Origin of the sequence: Iodidimonas gelatinilytica, from assembly GCF_008579125.1 — a bacterium.
In the GTDB taxonomy this organism is placed as follows: Bacteria; Pseudomonadota; Alphaproteobacteria; order Sphingomonadales; family Rhodothalassiaceae; genus Iodidimonas; species Iodidimonas muriae.
This window is the reverse complement of sequence record NZ_BKCL01000007.1, coordinates 28,576-43,607: the sequence shown is the minus strand read 5'-3', so window position 1 is coordinate 43,607 and position 15,032 is coordinate 28,576. Positions and strand designations below refer to the sequence as shown.

Below are 15,032 nucleotides of genomic sequence, written 5' to 3'. Positions count from 1 at the left end.
TGATATGGGGCGGCCCTAGCCTTCTTGCGGTGGGTACAGCTTTAGAAATGTGGATACCACATCAGCCACATGCCGGTTGATTTCGTCCGTTTCTATTCCGGATGCCAGCCCCAGCGTGCGCTTTAGATACAAATCGCCGCGCAACAATGTAGCAAATAATTGGGAAGCCTTTTGGGCATCGGCACAGATCAGATCGCCGCGCCCATGGGCATTGAGAAACACCGATTCCAGTGCCTGCGCCAAACGCCCCGGTCCCTCTTCAAAAAACATCGCCACCAATTTGGGGTGACTTTCCGCATTACCTGCCAAAATGCGGAACATGGCCACCGCATCATCGGACAAGATCAGGCGCATATATTGCTGCCCAAGGCGGTTCAGCGTTTCCTCGATCGAGCGATGGCCGATCGCACCCAATAGATCGTCTTGAAAAAAATCCGATACCCGATGGCCGATCACCGCGCGAAACAGCCCTTCCTTGCTTTTAAAATGGCCATAAACGGTTTGTTTGGAAACTTCGGCTTTACTGGCAATCTGATCCATCGAGACCCGATCAAACCCAACGCTTAGAAACAAGACGCTGGCTGCATCAAGGATCGCCCGGTTTTTATCCGCACTGCGTGGCCGCCCCCGGCTTTTTTCCAAGCCTTGCCGAGCCATCGAAGCTGTTTTTGCCATCTGCGCCTTATTCACAAAAATTTCTGTCATTCTTTACCTGATGGTAATCGAAAGGGCTGATGTTATATATTGGACTATACAGTCTAGTTTGTTATAAAGGCGTTCAAAGGCAGGGGCAAGGCCCAACCGAATGATCAGGCAAACAGGAACGATCTGCGCATGACCGGATTTTCGCCCACACAAATGCGTCGCTTTTCTTTGCTGGCGGGCATCGCATTCATCGTCATCATGCTTGTTATCTTGATGAGCCGGATTGGCTTTAAGGAATCGGGCGCGGAAAATCTGACACAAGAGCGTGCCTTGCCGGTTTCGGTCTTGAAAGTGAAAATCCGCGATCATTACGACATTTCCCGTGGATTTACCGGACGGGCGGTATCACGCAGGCAGGCGGATCTGGGGTTTGACAGCGGGGGCATTGTGCGCCGCGTTCTGGTGGATACCGGGGCGATTGTGGAAAAGGGACAAATTCTGGCGGTGCTGGATACGGACCGGTTGCTGGCCCGCCGCTCGGAATTGGTGGCCCAGCTTGCGGAAGCCGATGCCAATCTTGTTGTTGCCCAAAAAACCGCCGAGCGCAGCCGCGCCCTGTTCAAGCAAGGCCATGTAACAGAGCAACGGCTTGATGATGCCGTGGCCAATGCCGATACTTCGAAAGCCCGACGCAGCAGTGCCAATGCTGCCCTTGCCAGCCTGGAAGTGGATATTGAAAAATCCCGCCTGGTTGCGCCCTTTGACGGCATGATCTCTCGCCGTTTGCTGGATGAAGGGGCCGTTGTGGCCGCCGGCGAGCCTGTTTTGTCGCTGATTGAAAGCGGCGGTCTGGAAGCGGAAGTGGGCATGCCGCTCGATTTTGCACATCGCTTGGCAGCGGGAGATCATGTGCCGTTAAGCACGCAGGACGGGGATCTGGTCTTTGCGCAAGTGAAGGCCATTGTGCCCTTCGTCCGCGGCGAAACACGCACCGCCCTTGTCACCATGGATATTACGGGCGATGCCTCGCAATTGATTGCCGATGGCTCGCTTGTGACCGCCAGAATCACCGATCCCGTCAACACGCCCGGCTTCTGGTTGCCGCTTGAGGCCTTGACCGCCGATGTGCGGGGCCTGTGGCGGGTTTATAAGGTGGTTCTCGATGAACAAGGCCGCCATCATGTGGTGTTTGAAAATGTGCAGATCTTGCACAATGAAGCAGACCGCGTGTTTGTATCGGGCACCGTGCGCGATGGCGATCTGATCATTGACGGGGGCGTTGCGCGCGTCACCCCGGGCAAGCATGTGGACATCGTTCAAACCCGCCAAATGGGGCCGCAAGGCCAATTGCCCGGCAAAACAGCCACGGATACGGGCGGGGCTGAATGATGCGCAGTCTGTATAATTACCCACGCCTGATCATCTTGTTGCTGCTGTTGATTCTGGTGGCCGGCAGCGCGGCGGTGACCACCATGCCGCGCCTTGAAGACCCGCATATGGAAAACCGGGTGGCCTTTGTGATTACCCGCTTTCCCGGTGCCAGCGCCGAGCGGGTGGAAGCCCTGATCACCGAAAAACTGGAACGCAAGATCCGCGAAGTCTCGGAAGTGGATGATATTTCTTCGGCTTCACGGCTGGGGCTATCCTTCATCACCATCGAGATGAAAGACGAAGTGACCGATGTGGACCGGGTGTCCAGCTTACTCCGTGACAAGATCAATGAAGTCACCGATTTGCCGCCCGGCTCCCTTCCCCCTGTCTATGATGATGACCGCCTTTATTCCCTGACCAGCATCATAGGCCTTGTCTGGCACGGCGAAGGCACTCCCAATTATGCAATTCTGGGCCGCCATGCGCGGGAACTGGAAACCCGGCTCAGCAATGTGATTGGCACCGATTTCGTGCGGACCTTTGGCCTGCCTTCGGAAGAAATCTCTGTCACTCTGGACGACGATATGCTGGCCGCCATGGGCATGTCTGCCGCCGATGTGGCCAACCGGATTTTTGCCGCCGATTCCAAAAACACCGCAGGCACGGTATCGGGCGCAAGCAACCGCTATGTGGTGCAAGTATCCGGCGCCTTTGACAGCTTGAACGGATTCGCACCATCCCGCTGACCGCCAGTGCCGAAACCGGCATGGCCACGGTGGGCGATGTGGCAAAGATCGAACGCACCCACCGCGACCCGCCGGATTCGCTGGCCTATCTTTCTGGCGATTATGGTGTGGTGGTGGGCGCCCGCATGCTGGAAACCAGCCGTATCGATACATGGATGGACACCGTTCATGCGGTGCTGGACGATTATCAGACAACCTTGCCGGAAAACATCACCGCCGATGTTTTGTTCGATCAGGCGAAATATACCAATGAACGCCTGTCGGATCTGATGGACAATCTGATCTATGGGGCCATCATCGTCATGGTCACCTTGCTGGTCACTTTGGGATGGAAAGCCAGCATCATTGCAGGCTCTATCCTGCCACTGGCGGCTTTGGCGGCTTTGGCGGCGCTCAATATCTTCGGCTTTCAAATCGAACAGATGGTGGTCACCGGCCTGATCGTTGCCCTTGGTATCATGGTGGATAATGCCATCGTGGTAACCGATGATGTGCAAAGCAGGCTTTTGCGCGGCGAACGGCGTAGCCAGGCCGTGGCACGGACCGTGGCAAAGCTTTGGCTGCCTTTGATGGGCTCTACCATCACCACCATCATCGCTTTCATGCCGATCATCTTGATGCCCGGCAATGCGGGGGAGTTTGTCGGCGGGATTTCCGCCAGCGTGATCGCTGCCCTTGTGGCCAGCTATATCATCAGCTTTACCATTATCGTTGCCATGGCGGGCCGGGTTCTGGGCAAAAGCGCATCACCACAAACAACAGACAGCCTGGACGAATCGCCCCGCACCTGGTGGAATGAAGGGGTGAATGCAAAACCGGTGCGGCGAGCCTTTCGCCGGTCTCTGGGCTGGTCGATGGCCCATCCAAAACTCTCCATGCTGATGGCCAGCGCCTTGCCGATCTTCGGGATTTTTTCCGCAAGCACGCTCACCGAGCAGTTTTTTCCGCCCGCCGACCGCGACCAGTTCCATATCGAAATGACATTGCCCACGCAGGCCTCCATCGAGGAAACCCGCGCCTTGGTGGAAGATGTGCATGCCATGCTAAGCGCCGACCCGGATCTGCTGTCGGCCCATTGGTATATCGGGCAAAGCGCCGCAAAATTTTATTATAATCTGATCAGCAACCGCGATGGGGCTGCCAATTACGCCCAGGCCATGATCACCGCCACCAGCGATGAAGCCACCAATCGCATGATCGATGTCTATCAGGACAAATTGGACAGGGCCTATCCCCATGTGCAAACGCTGGTGCGCAAGCTGGAACAAGGCCCCCCTTATGATGCGCCGGTGGAACTGCGCCTTCATGGCCCTGATCTTGAAACCCTGCGCGATCTGGGGGAACAGGTGCGCCAGGTCATGGCCACCGTGCCATCGGTGATCCACACCCGCACCAGCCTTGAAGTGGGTCGCCCGGAAATCCGTGTCGAAGCCGATGAACGGGCCGCCGCCACATTGGGCCTTGATCTGCGGGCCGTTGCCGATCAATTACGCGCCGCAGTGGATGGGGTGCAGGGCGGCTCCATCATCGAAGAAACCGAAGAAATCCCGGTCCGTGTGCGCACCAGCGCCGACAACCGATCCGATATTGCCGGATTGCGGGAACTGGAACTTGTGCCACCCGTACGGGGCCGCGCCGCCGATGGCAGTTTCACCAGCGTTCCCCTGACCGCCCTCGCCCGCATTGATGTCACCCCCTCTGTGGGCTCTATCGCCCGGCGCAATGGCGAACGGGTCAACACGGTACAAGGCTTCATCTTGCCCGACGTATTGCCGGAAACCGCCTTTGCCGAAATCACGAAGCGGCTGGAAGAGGCGAACTTTCAAGTGCCGCCGGGCTATAGCATCGATTTTGGTGGCGAAAGTGAAGAACGCAACGAGGCGGTGGGCAAGCTGATGGCACAGGCGGGTGTGCTGGCGGTGTTGATGGTCATTGCCATCGTCCTCACCTTCGACAGCTTCCGCCTTGCAAGCATCACCTTTGCCTCAGCCATTCAAGCGGCGGGTCTGGGGCTGCTGGCCCTGTGGGTGTTCAATTATCCGCTGGGCTTTGTGGTCATTGTCGGGCTGATGGGGCTTGTGGGGCTGGCGATCAATGCCTCCATCGTTATTCTATCCGAACTGAAAAACGATCCCGCCGCCCGCTCCGGCGATAATGAGGCGATCATCCACGGCGTTCTTTCCACCGGACGGCATATCATTTCCACCACATTGACTACGGTGGGGGGCTTCATGCCGCTGATCTTGTCCCCCAGCCAGTTCTGGCCGCCTTTTGCCGTGGCCATCGCCGGTGGGGCATTTCTAACCATGCTGGTATCATTCTATTTCGCGCCTGCGGCCTTCAAGCTGTTCTTCTGCGAGAAGCCCACGCAGAAAAAAGCAAACGCACCGCAAACCCCTCCGCATCCCGGACCAATCGAGCTTTTATCCCGCGCCGGGGAATAACCGCTCTTCAAGGCTGGCCCCATATGCCGTCCAAGGCTTAAAGCGCGTCGATCTCATCATGCAATCGGCTGCGCTTGTCTGTAGCGATCCTCTCCAGCGTTCGCACCCGTTGTTCCAGATCGTCCACCCGTTTCAATTGATCCGCCACCCCCAATTCCTTGAGACGCTTTTCCAGATCTTCCATGCGGGTTTTGGTTTTCGCGCGATTTTTGACAATCTCGCCGACCGTGGCAATCAGCACGATCAGCACAACCATTTCAAACACGCCCATTTATCACTCCTTTGCGTTTGGCGGCTCTGTTCAGCCAGCCTTATCAATCGCTCGTTTCTTTCAGATAGTCATAATCCGAAAAACCGATATGGGTGACAGCATCAACGGAGATGAAAAACAGAGCCTGAATCGATATGTTCACATCAACCTCCTGGGGGAGGATATCACCGGACTGGCTATTGCGGGCAAAGCGAAACTGCATCTCGAATTTCTTGATCTTGGCAACCATCGCCTTGCTGAAAGGATTGGGAGCAAAGACCCGAAATTCCGAAACAAACGGCACGCCATCGGTTTTATCCACGATGAGATGGGCTTCCAGATTCTCGGAGAAATCAACATCATCCTCTTCCAGTATCTCTGTGAAATCGCCTTCAAGACGGTAAAATACCTGATCTTCTGTTTCCTTGATCAGAAACGCATCTTCCCAATCCAGATCGCCGATCACATCGTGATACAGCTCGAAATTATTGCTGCTGCCGTTCACCTTGAAGGTACCGGTTTTATACTCTTCCACATCTTCAGGCGTGGGCTCTCTCCCCTCAATAGCAACCAATTCCCATTTCTTCTCCTGATCCAGACGGGGATCATAACGTTCCGTACGGTCGAATACCTCATCTTCCGTATCCACCTTAATCCGCCGCACAAAGCTATAATCCAGCTGATTTGGCTCATGCTCTTTGGCAAGCGCAACGGCTTGTGCCAAAGGACCATCTTCCCGGGCCGGGCTTTGCGCTGCTGCGCCCCCCATCTGCACGAAACAAAAAACACCTGTCGCCATTAGGAAATAGATCGGTTTCATAAGCCCTATCCTCGCTATATATGGATCGTCGCCTTGTTCCGGCGACATCATTCTTATTATATCATCCCGATATAGAATCCATTTTGCAAGCCTTAATATGCGCCCCCTCCTGCACGGCGCAGATCCGGTCTGGCAATGGCTGTCCGGCCCCGTTATTGTCACGCCATGAACTGGGAAAAAATCATCAAAGGGATCCACCGCGAGGTGGACCCGATTTTAGGCAAGGGGGCTGTGGCAAGCTATATTCCCGCCCTTGCCAGCGCGAACCCAAAATCCTTTGCATTGGTGCTTACCACCCTTGATGGAGCGGTTTATAAAAGCGGCGATGCGGACACGCCCTTTTCCGCGCAATCCATATCCAAACTGTTCATGCTGACATTGGCTTTAGAGGCTTTGGGCGGTCGATTGTGGAAACGGGTGGGCCGCGAACCTTCTGGCAATGCGTTCAATTCCATTTCCCAACTGGAATATGAATGCGGCATTCCCAGAAATCCCTTCATCAATGCAGGGGCTTTGGCGGTCACCGATGCGGTCATCAGCTCGGCAGGGGACCGCGGTGCTCTGGACGACATGCTCACCTTGGTGCGCACGGCCAGTGGATCAAGCCGTGTACGAATCGATCCAGAAGTGGCCCAAAGCGAGCGGGAATGGGGCCACCGCAATATCAGCCTTGGGCACTTCATGAAAAGTTTCGGGGTAATCGACAATGATGTGGATCAGGTTCTGAACACTTATTTCTGCCAATGCGCGCTGGAAATGACCGCCACCGAACTCTCCCGTGCTGGGCTTTATCTGGCCAATGGCGGCCAAGACCCCATCAACGGAGCCAAGATCACCCGACCCGGGCGTGCAATAAGGATCAATGCCCTGATGATGACCTGCGGCCATTATGACATGTCAGGCGATTTCGCTTTTCGGGTAGGCTTGCCCGGAAAATCCGGCGTTGGTGGCGGCATTTTATGCATTATTCCCGGTATCGGTAGCCTGTGCGCATGGTCGCCGCCCCTGAATGAAGCGGGGAATTCCCTTGCTGGTACCCGCGCCTTGGAACTGTTTGCCCGGCGCACCGGCATGAATGTGTTCAGAAATTAAGGAATAGCTGTAAGGATACGGCCTCAAGGCGCAACCGTGGCCCTAGCCCTTCACCTATCGCAGACTCCCATTAGACATTAAAATATAGTAATATAGACATACTGCGCAACATCCACCTTCCATTGAGGAGACATGGTATGCGGTATTATTCCTGCGCATTGGCAGCCATTTCGCTGGCCTTTACCGGCGCTACAGCCCTTGCACAAACAACAGGCAGCCGGATCGTTAGAAACAACGATCAACCCGTTAACATCATCCGCTTTGAAGAACCGGCAGAAATCACCCAGATCCGCATTTTGCTGAATGACGGCAAAACGGACAAAGCCATTCTTGCGGCAGAAAATCTTCTGGAAAAAGACAAAACGCCCTTGGTCCAATATGCGGCATGGAATGCGCTTTGTGTCATACACAGCACGGTGGATGCCTGGAACAAAGCCTTGGCCGCTTGCGACAAGGCAATCAAGATCCGTCCCAATCACTGGATGGCTCTCAATTCCCGCGGCACCCTTCACCTGATGCGTGGGACACCGCAAAAAGCCATCACCGATTATCGCGCGGCACTGGCGAACCTACCCGAAAAAAGCCATGAGGCAGATGTGGTGCGCCATAATATCGATCTGGCCGAAGCACAAGCCGGCTTTGGAAGCTAGACCGCACTGGTCATAGCTTTCGTTTCGTCATGGACCACAAACACCTGTTATGGCCGCTTTGCCGAGCCTTTGGATAATCCGTTCAAGGGAATGATGCGGTGGTGGATCTGGTCGCCAAAGGGCGACCCGTCGCCATTGGCTGCATTGCCCCATAAATGGACCATGATCGCGCGGCGATCCGCATCTTTTTGCCCCATATCCTGTGGTGCCGTCCATTCAAACTCCCAGCTTTGGGCCGCTGTTTCCCGGCTGCGCCCCATGCTTCCTTGTGCTTCCACAGCCGATGTGACCGCTTTTAGCTCTCCGGCGGGGGCGCCATACTCATAAAACATCTGCACAGCCATGCCGCGCAAAGCCGCATCGGGGGCCTCGAAGCCGATATGCAGGCGATAGCGATGGCCGGGCAAAGGGCGTTCGGGCAACCCGTCCACCGCCAAAGCGGCAGACGGCACGACCATATCACCATCGAAATGGCACTGATTGCAGCCTTCTGCGGGATCCATTCCCCATGGCGCCCCATCGGGAAAGGCCAAAGCGGCAGAAGCCGCCCCGCACGCAACACACAGCGCAAAGGCGGCTTCCTTCATTGTTTTTGCAATCACTGGCCAAGCTCGGCCCGCCCGATGGTATTGGCATCGGTGCCAAACCACAGGGTATCGCTGGGGGCGTGATAATCCATATGACGCACCGACCTTGCCCCCGAAGGGATCGCGGTCACGGACACGAATTCCGCCGATTTTGTATCAAAGCCCACCAGTTGATTGGGCAACACCCCGGTTTCGGCGATCCAGACCACATCATCGGTATCAATGGCGGTGCCATAAGGCCGCGCTTTTTCACCCGATGGCAGCGGCCATTCGGTAACCATTCGCGTTTCGGGATCATAAAGCCCCACAGTGCCACGAACATAATCCGCATAATAAATATCGCCGCCTGAGGTGATCTCCAACCGGCGCGGACGGGCATCCTCATGGGGGATTTCATATTCCGTCAGTTCAAGGCTTTCCGGATTCACCGACGCCAGCTTGTGGGTTCCGAACAACACGATCCACGGCGTACCATCGGGAGCCATGCGAATACCATAAGGCCGCGCACGGGGCGTGGGAACAGGGATCAAATCCACTTTGCGATCCGCCACGGTTACCCGCCCGATGAAATTGCCGCCCTGAACCGTGAACCAGATATGGCTTTGATCGGCATCGAACACCAGCGTATGGGGATCGCGGGCCGCAGGATCGGGCATAGCAATTTTTTCGATTTCGCCGTTTTCGGGATCGAACCGTCCGACATAGCCTTTCAGATTGCCCGCATACCAGACGATGCCATCCTTGCCGACAATCAGATTATGGGGGCCCGCCTGATCCACAAGGTCGTGCTTTTCAAAGCTGCCGTCTTGCGGATTGAGCCGCGCCAGATAGCTGCTGCGCTGCCCCACGAACCACACCTCTTTTTCAGAGACAGCGAACGGATCGCGTGGCCGGCTTTCTTCATATGGAACGGTCCATTCCTTGATGGTTACCGGGTTCTTTTCTTCCGATGCCGCAGACAAAGGAGCGAACCCCACCGACATAAACACTCCGGCAATCAAAACTAAAAGCGGTCGCACCAGCATGAGATTCTCCCTTTTTTTCTCTTCAAGAACAATATTTTCCAAAGTCTGTATAGATATGGCTCTTTCAACAAAAGCATAGAAAGTCTGTCGGCCTTTCTTCGTACCTAAGTGCAATCATTTGACGAAGAGGCGAATAAAGCGCACATTCCATACTACATTTAAATTTGGAATATATCATGTCCCGACCCTTGCTCAATTCCCTTGTTACGTCGCTTCTGGTCCTTACCCTTTCCTTTTCCGCACAAGCAGAACAAAGCTGGTCGAAAAAAGCAAAATCCCTATTCAAAAAAGAAAAGACAGAGCAAAGCACCGCCGCGCTAAGTGAAGCCGACATCGGTTCTGGCCTGCGCGAAGCACTCACAGTGGCATCGGGGCGCGTGGTGGACACCCTAAGCGCTGCAGGCGGTTATCTGGATGACCCCGAACTGCATATTCCCTTGCCAAAAACCTTGAGCCGCGTTGATAAAACGCTGGACCGCATCGGCATGAGCGCCTTGACCGATGAGCTTGAGGTGAGATTGAACCGCGCCGCTGAAGCCGCCGCACCCCAAGCGCGCGATCTGTTTATCGAGGCGATTTCAAACATGACGATCACCGATGCGCGCACCATTCTTACCGGCCCGGATGATGCCGCCACGCAATATCTGAAGAGGCAGATGGGACCCGGCTTGGCCGAAAAAATGAAACCGGTGATCGATACCAGTCTGGAAAATGTGGGGGCGCTGGATCTTTATGACGAAACCATTGCGGCTTACCGCGATGTGCCCTTTGTGCCCGATGTAAAAGGCGACCTGTCGGCCTATACCACCGAAATGGCCATGAACGGCCTGTTTTCCACCTTGGCGGTGGAAGAGGCTGCCATACGCGCCAATCCCGCAAAGCGCACAACAGATCTTTTAAAATCTGTTTTCGGCAGCTTGAACTAGGCCGTAAATCCGCAAAGAACGGTCACCGTTAAAGCGGGATATTATCGTGCTTTTTCCAAGGATTTTCCAAGGATTTGGTTTTCAGCACCTGCAAAGAGCGGCAAATCCGCTTGCGCGTTGAATGGGGCATGATTACCTCGTCGATGAAGCCCTTGGATGCGGCCACAAACGGATTGGCAAAATGGCTTTCATAGGCTTTGGTGCGTTCGGCGATCTTGTCCGCATCATCACGTTCGGCGCGGTAAATGATCTCCACGGCCCCCTTTGCCCCCATCACCGCGATTTCCGCCGTGGGCCAGGCATAATTCATATCGCCGCGCAGATGCTTTGAGCTCATCACATCATAAGCGCCACCATAGGCCTTGCGGGTAATCACGGTAATTTTTGGCACTGTGGCCTCGCCAAAGGCGAACAGCAATTTCGCCCCATGCTTGATGATGCCACCATGTTCCTGCGCCGTTCCGGGCAAAAATCCCGGCACGTCCACAAGGGTTAAAATGGGAATGTTGAAGCAATCACAAAAGCGCACGAATCGCGCTGCTTTCTTCGAGCTGTCAATATCAAGGCATCCCGCCAGCACCATCGGCTGATTGGCTACGATCCCCACGGTTTGCCCTTCCATCCGGCAAGGCCGATAATCATATTGCGGGCATGAAGGGGCTGAAGCTCGAAAAAATCGCCTTCATCGACAATCTTTTCGATCACTTCATGCATATCATAGGGTTTATTGGGATTGGAGGGCACCACACTGTCCAGAGACAATTCCACCCTGTCGGCCCCATCGAAACTGGGACGGACGGGGGCGGCCTCGCGGTTGTTGAGCGGCAAAAAGTCGAACATGCGCCGGGTTTGCATCAGCGCTTCAACATCATTTTCAAAGGCTTTGTCGGCCACTGCAGATTTGGTGCTGTGGGTGATCGCCCCGCCCAGTTCTTCCTGAGTCACCACTTCATTGGTCACTGTTTTCACAACATCGGGGCCGGTGACAAACATATAAGAGCTGTCTTTCACCATGAAGATCATATCGGTCATGGCAGGCGAATAAACGGCCCCGCCCGCGCATGGCCCCATAATCACCGAGATTTGCGGCACCACGCCAGAGGCCAGCACATTGCGCTGGAATACATCGGCATAGCCCGCCAAAGACGCCACGCCTTCCTGAATACGTGCGCCCCCCGAATCGTTCAGCCCGATCACCGGTGCCCCCACCCTCATGGCCATATCCATGACCTTGCAGATTTTCTGGGCATGGGTTTCCGAAAGCGAACCGCCAAACACGGTAAAATCCTGGCTGAACACATAGACAAGGCGGCCATTGATGGTCCCGGACCCTGTCACCACGCCGTCGCCGGGATAGGACATCTCCTCCATGCCGAAATCGGTGCAGCGATGGGTGACGAACATATCCATTTCTTCAAAAGAGCCTTCATCGAGCAAAACCTCGATCCGCTCTCTGGCCGTCAGCTTGCCGCGGGCATGTTGGGCATCGATCCTTTTCTGTCCGCCTCCCAAACGGGCCTGGGCGCGACGGTCTTCCAGTTCTTTAAGGATCTCTTTCATAAAACTCCCCACAGGATCGCAGTTTCAAGGCGCTGGCCATTCGGTTTTAGGGCCTCGAACAGGCCTCCGCAATCCTTACCGCCTTATCCGCCCCGATGAATCCTCAAAAATCCGCCAAAAACTTACGCGCTTTTAACGGAAATGCGCTAAAATCCCCCGCATGATCGGTATTTCTTCTGCAAATGCGGGTTTGTTCCCCCCATCCATCACCCCTGCCACTGTGCTAGGGCAAGGAGCAGATGCGCCAGCATCACCGACGCTTCAAGATGAACTGCGTGCGGGGGAGCCCATCATAGCGAGGGCCGCGGCTCCATCGCTTGGACAAAACCTGCTGGCGGGCGAAACGGCGCTCACCGCCCAAGCCGATGAAGACACGGAAGACACCCGACAGCCAAGCGACCCGCCTGCCCTGCCCGATGATTTAAGCGCCGAAGAACAAGCACAGGTGAATGAACTGCGCGCCCGTGATCGGGAAGTGCGTGCCCATGAAGCCGCCCACGCAACGGCCGGGGCAGAATTGGCCGGACAGCCGCAACTGGAATTTGAAACCGGCCCGGATGGGCGACAATATGCGGTGGCGGGTGAAGTGTCCATCGACAGCGGCCCCATCGCAGGCGACCCGCAAGCCAGCATCGACAAGCTGGAAAAAGTGGTTCGCGCTGCCTTGGCACCGGCACAGCCATCATCACAAGACCGTGCTGTGGCCGCACAGGCGCAAGCCGATCTTCAGGCTGCCCGTGCCGAAGCCGCCGCACTTGAACGGGAAGCGCTTCAAGGAACGGCGCCTGTCACCCAACCGGGCGAGGGACTGTCGCTCCTCGTCTGATTTTATGCGGGTCTGGAGGTCAACGGCCTTCAAAGCCGTCACATAGGGCCAAAGCCTCAAGCCAGCAACCGTTCCAGAATATCGCCATAAATATCGCGCAGGGCCGCAAGATCGGCCAGGCTCACACATTCATTGGCTTTGTGCATGGTGGCCCCCACCAGCCCGAATTCCGCCACCGGACAGTAATTCTTGATAAAGCGTGCATCCGATGTGCCGCCGGTGGTGGATAAGGCCGGCGGCTCTCCCAAACGGGCTTCGATGGCCCCTGCTATGGCATCGGAAAACGGCCCCGGCGGCGTTAAAAACGCATCGCCCGAAACGGTAATATCCAGATCATAAGGCACGCCCACCGCATCCAGCCGCGTCCGCACCCAGTGTTCCAGACTGTCTCCTGTGTGCAGGTCATTGAAGCGGATGTTGAACGCCGCCTCTGCCTTACCGGGAATGACATTGGTGGCGGAGTTTCCCACCTCGATATTGGTGATTTCCAAATTCGACGGCTGGAAATGTGCAGTGCCCTGATCCAGTTGATCGCGGCCCAAGGCCTCCAACAACCGCACAAGGCCGGGAATGGGATTATTCGCCAGATGCGGATAGGCCACATGGCCTTGATGACCACATACGGTCAGACGCGCATTGAAACTGCCGCGCCGTCCGATTTTCACCATTTCCCCAAGACGCGATGGATTGGTGGGCTCCCCCACAAGGCACATATCGGGATATGGCCATTGGCCGCCATCCATCCCAGCACCTTCACCGTTCCATTGATGGCCGGGCCTTCCTCGTCGCCGGTGACAAGAAAACTGATGGAGCCATCAAAGCCCCCCTTATGGGCGGCCAGAAAATCGCTGACCGCCGCCACGAAGGCCGCAATGGCCCCCTTCATATCGGCCGCGCCGCGCCCCATCAACACGCCATCTTCAATCAGGCCGCCAAAAGGGTCCACCTGCCAGCTATCAGGGTGGCCCACCGGCACCACATCCGTATGGCCCGCAAAACACATATGCGGTGCGCCACTGCCAAGACGGGCGAATAAATTGTCCACCCGCGCCGTTCCCGGCGCATCGAAAGGCAGCCGATGACAGGAAAAGCCCAAAGAGTCCAACACGGATTGCAACAGGTCCAGCGCCCCTTCATCACGGGGCGTCACCGATGGACATCTTATCAAACTTTGCGCAAACGCCGCGGCATCAAGACAGCCATCGGGCGCAAACAGATCCGCAAAGGCGTGATCGCGGCCCATCAGCTACGCAACAGCTCGTTGATAGAGGTTTTGGCGCGGGTTTGCGCATCGACGCGCTTGACGATCACCGCGCAATAAAGCCCCGGCCCCGGCGTGCCATCGGCCAAAGGCTTGCCCGGCAAAGTGCCCGGCACCACCACGGAATAGGCGGGCACCCGCCCTTGGAAAATCTCGCCGCTTTGCCGGTCCACAATCTTGGTCGAAGCCCCCAGATACACCCCCATCGACAAGACGGACCCTTCTTCCACCCGCACCCCTTCCGCCACTTCGGCGCGGGCGCCAATGAAACAATTGTCCTCGATGATTACCGGCGCGGCCTGCAAGGGTTCCAACACCCCGCCAATGCCCGCGCCACCTGAAAGATGCACATTGGCACCGATCTGTGCACAAGATCCCACCGTGGCCCATGTGTCCACCATGGTCCCTTCGCCCACATAGGCCCCCAGATTGACAAAAGACGGCATCAGCACCGCGCCTTTTCCAATGAAAGCAGAACGGCGCACAATGGCCCCCGGCACGGCGCGGAATCCGGCATTCTGGAATTTGGCCGCCGTCCAGCCTTCAAATTTTGAAGGCACCTTGTCAAACCATGTGGTGTTGGTGCCCGGCCCGCCTTCGATCAGCTCCATATCGTTCAGGCGGAAAGACAGCAAAACCGCTTTTTTCAACCATTCATGCACCACCCATGCGCCATTTTCCTTTGAGGCAACGCGCAGGGTTCCGTCATCAAGGGCGGCCAAGGCGGCCTCCACGGCTTCCCGGTGTTCGCCTTTGCTTTGGGGGGAGAGGCTGTCGCGCATGTCCCAAGCATTTTCAATATGTGCGCGAAGATCAGACTGGGGCATGG

11 protein-coding genes and 3 pseudogenes are annotated in these 15,032 nt (G+C 56.1%); 6 read left to right on the top strand and 8 right to left on the bottom strand.

Going from position 1 to position 15,032, the window contains the following annotated elements; genetic code table 11:
* Positions 1-15: 15 nt before the first annotated feature.
* Entirely contained in the window at positions 16-705 is a 690-nt protein-coding gene (locus JCM17844_RS10095) for a TetR/AcrR family transcriptional regulator (protein ID WP_150000845.1), read from the bottom strand.
* Positions 706-834: 129 nt separating this feature from the next.
* On the opposite strand from JCM17844_RS10095, the gene JCM17844_RS10090 reads away from it, so the two are divergent.
* Together JCM17844_RS10090 and JCM17844_RS10080 are read left to right on the top strand one after the other, a co-directional pair.
* Positions 835-2,034, top strand: coding sequence for an efflux RND transporter periplasmic adaptor subunit (locus JCM17844_RS10090; RefSeq protein ID WP_150000844.1), 1,200 nt, complete (start codon positions 835-837; stop codon positions 2,032-2,034).
* Positions 2,031-5,206, top strand: a pseudogene (locus JCM17844_RS10080) (efflux RND transporter permease subunit). The gene JCM17844_RS10090 and the pseudogene JCM17844_RS10080 overlap by 4 nt, the downstream one beginning before the upstream one ends.
* Before the next feature lie 37 nt (positions 5,207-5,243).
* On the opposite strand, the gene JCM17844_RS10075 reads toward JCM17844_RS10080, so the two are convergent.
* Both JCM17844_RS10075 and JCM17844_RS10070 read right to left on the bottom strand, forming a co-directional pair.
* The gene (locus tag JCM17844_RS10075; RefSeq protein WP_150000841.1) at positions 5,244-5,477 is read right to left on the bottom strand and encodes a hypothetical protein; all 234 of its coding nucleotides are present in this window, start codon (positions 5,475-5,477) and stop codon (positions 5,244-5,246) included.
* A 43-nt stretch (positions 5,478-5,520) separates the two neighbouring features.
* Positions 5,521-6,276 (bottom strand): hypothetical protein, encoded by a 756-nt coding sequence (locus JCM17844_RS10070; RefSeq protein WP_150000840.1) that lies wholly within the window; start codon positions 6,274-6,276, stop codon positions 5,521-5,523.
* A 165-nt stretch (positions 6,277-6,441) separates the two neighbouring features.
* Between JCM17844_RS10070 and JCM17844_RS10065 the strand changes: the two genes are divergently transcribed.
* Together JCM17844_RS10065 and JCM17844_RS10060 are read left to right on the top strand one after the other, a co-directional pair.
* Entirely contained in the window at positions 6,442-7,368 is a 927-nt protein-coding gene (locus JCM17844_RS10065) for a glutaminase (RefSeq protein ID WP_150000839.1), read from the top strand.
* A gap of 137 nt (positions 7,369-7,505) precedes the next feature.
* Positions 7,506-8,018 (top strand): tetratricopeptide repeat protein, encoded by a 513-nt coding sequence (locus JCM17844_RS10060; protein WP_150000838.1) that lies wholly within the window; start codon positions 7,506-7,508, stop codon positions 8,016-8,018.
* A gap of 47 nt (positions 8,019-8,065) precedes the next feature.
* Here JCM17844_RS10060 and JCM17844_RS10055 read toward each other — a convergent pair whose 3' ends face one another.
* Together JCM17844_RS10055 and JCM17844_RS10050 are read right to left on the bottom strand one after the other, a co-directional pair.
* On the bottom strand, positions 8,066-8,620 hold the full coding sequence (locus tag JCM17844_RS10055) for a choice-of-anchor V domain-containing protein (RefSeq protein WP_150000837.1): 555 nt from the start codon (positions 8,618-8,620) through the stop codon (positions 8,066-8,068).
* The gene (locus JCM17844_RS10050; protein WP_210431779.1) at positions 8,617-9,624 is read right to left on the bottom strand and encodes a Vgb family protein; all 1,008 of its coding nucleotides are present in this window, start codon (positions 9,622-9,624) and stop codon (positions 8,617-8,619) included. The genes JCM17844_RS10055 and JCM17844_RS10050 overlap by 4 nt, the downstream gene beginning before the upstream one ends.
* Positions 9,625-9,806: 182 nt before the next feature.
* Here JCM17844_RS10050 and JCM17844_RS10045 point away from each other — a divergent pair, with 182 nt between their 5' ends.
* Positions 9,807-10,556 (top strand): DUF4197 domain-containing protein, encoded by a 750-nt coding sequence (locus JCM17844_RS10045; protein ID WP_150000836.1) that lies wholly within the window; start codon positions 9,807-9,809, stop codon positions 10,554-10,556.
* A 28-nt stretch (positions 10,557-10,584) separates the two neighbouring features.
* Here the strand turns inward: JCM17844_RS10045 and JCM17844_RS10040 are convergent.
* Positions 10,585-12,116 (bottom strand): annotated as a pseudogene (locus JCM17844_RS10040) (acyl-CoA carboxylase subunit beta).
* 160 nt (positions 12,117-12,276) lie between these two features.
* Here JCM17844_RS10040 and JCM17844_RS10035 point away from each other — a divergent pair.
* Positions 12,277-12,942 (top strand): putative metalloprotease CJM1_0395 family protein, encoded by a 666-nt coding sequence (locus tag JCM17844_RS10035; RefSeq protein WP_150000835.1) that lies wholly within the window; start codon positions 12,277-12,279, stop codon positions 12,940-12,942.
* 56 nt (positions 12,943-12,998) lie between these two features.
* Here the strand turns inward: JCM17844_RS10035 and dapE are convergent.
* A pseudogene (gene dapE / locus JCM17844_RS17315) lies at positions 12,999-14,185 on the bottom strand (succinyl-diaminopimelate desuccinylase).
* The gene (gene dapD, locus JCM17844_RS10025) at positions 14,185-15,030 is read right to left on the bottom strand and encodes a 2,3,4,5-tetrahydropyridine-2,6-dicarboxylate N-succinyltransferase (protein WP_150000834.1); all 846 of its coding nucleotides are present in this window, start codon (positions 15,028-15,030) and stop codon (positions 14,185-14,187) included. The pseudogene dapE and the gene dapD overlap by 1 nt, the downstream one beginning before the upstream one ends.
* Positions 15,031-15,032 lie beyond the last annotated feature (2 nt).

Excerpts from the sequence above, each read along its gene's own strand:
- JCM17844_RS10095 (WP_150000845.1), bottom strand. The coding sequence starts at position 705 with ATGACAGAAATTTTTGTGAATAAGGCGCAGATGGCAAAAACAGCTTCG.
- JCM17844_RS10090 (WP_150000844.1), top strand. The coding sequence starts at position 835 with ATGACCGGATTTTCGCCCACACAAATGCGTCGCTTTTCTTTGCTGGCG.
- JCM17844_RS10075 (WP_150000841.1), bottom strand. The coding sequence starts at position 5,477 with ATGGGCGTGTTTGAAATGGTTGTGCTGATCGTGCTGATTGCCACGGTC.
- JCM17844_RS10070 (WP_150000840.1), bottom strand. The coding sequence starts at position 6,276 with ATGAAACCGATCTATTTCCTAATGGCGACAGGTGTTTTTTGTTTCGTG.
- JCM17844_RS10065 (WP_150000839.1), top strand. The coding sequence starts at position 6,442 with ATGAACTGGGAAAAAATCATCAAAGGGATCCACCGCGAGGTGGACCCG.
- JCM17844_RS10060 (WP_150000838.1), top strand. The coding sequence starts at position 7,506 with ATGCGGTATTATTCCTGCGCATTGGCAGCCATTTCGCTGGCCTTTACC.
- JCM17844_RS10045 (WP_150000836.1), top strand. The coding sequence starts at position 9,807 with ATGTCCCGACCCTTGCTCAATTCCCTTGTTACGTCGCTTCTGGTCCTT.
- JCM17844_RS10035 (WP_150000835.1), top strand. The coding sequence starts at position 12,277 with ATGATCGGTATTTCTTCTGCAAATGCGGGTTTGTTCCCCCCATCCATC.
- dapD (WP_150000834.1), bottom strand. The coding sequence starts at position 15,030 with ATGCCCCAGTCTGATCTTCGCGCACATATTGAAAATGCTTGGGACATG.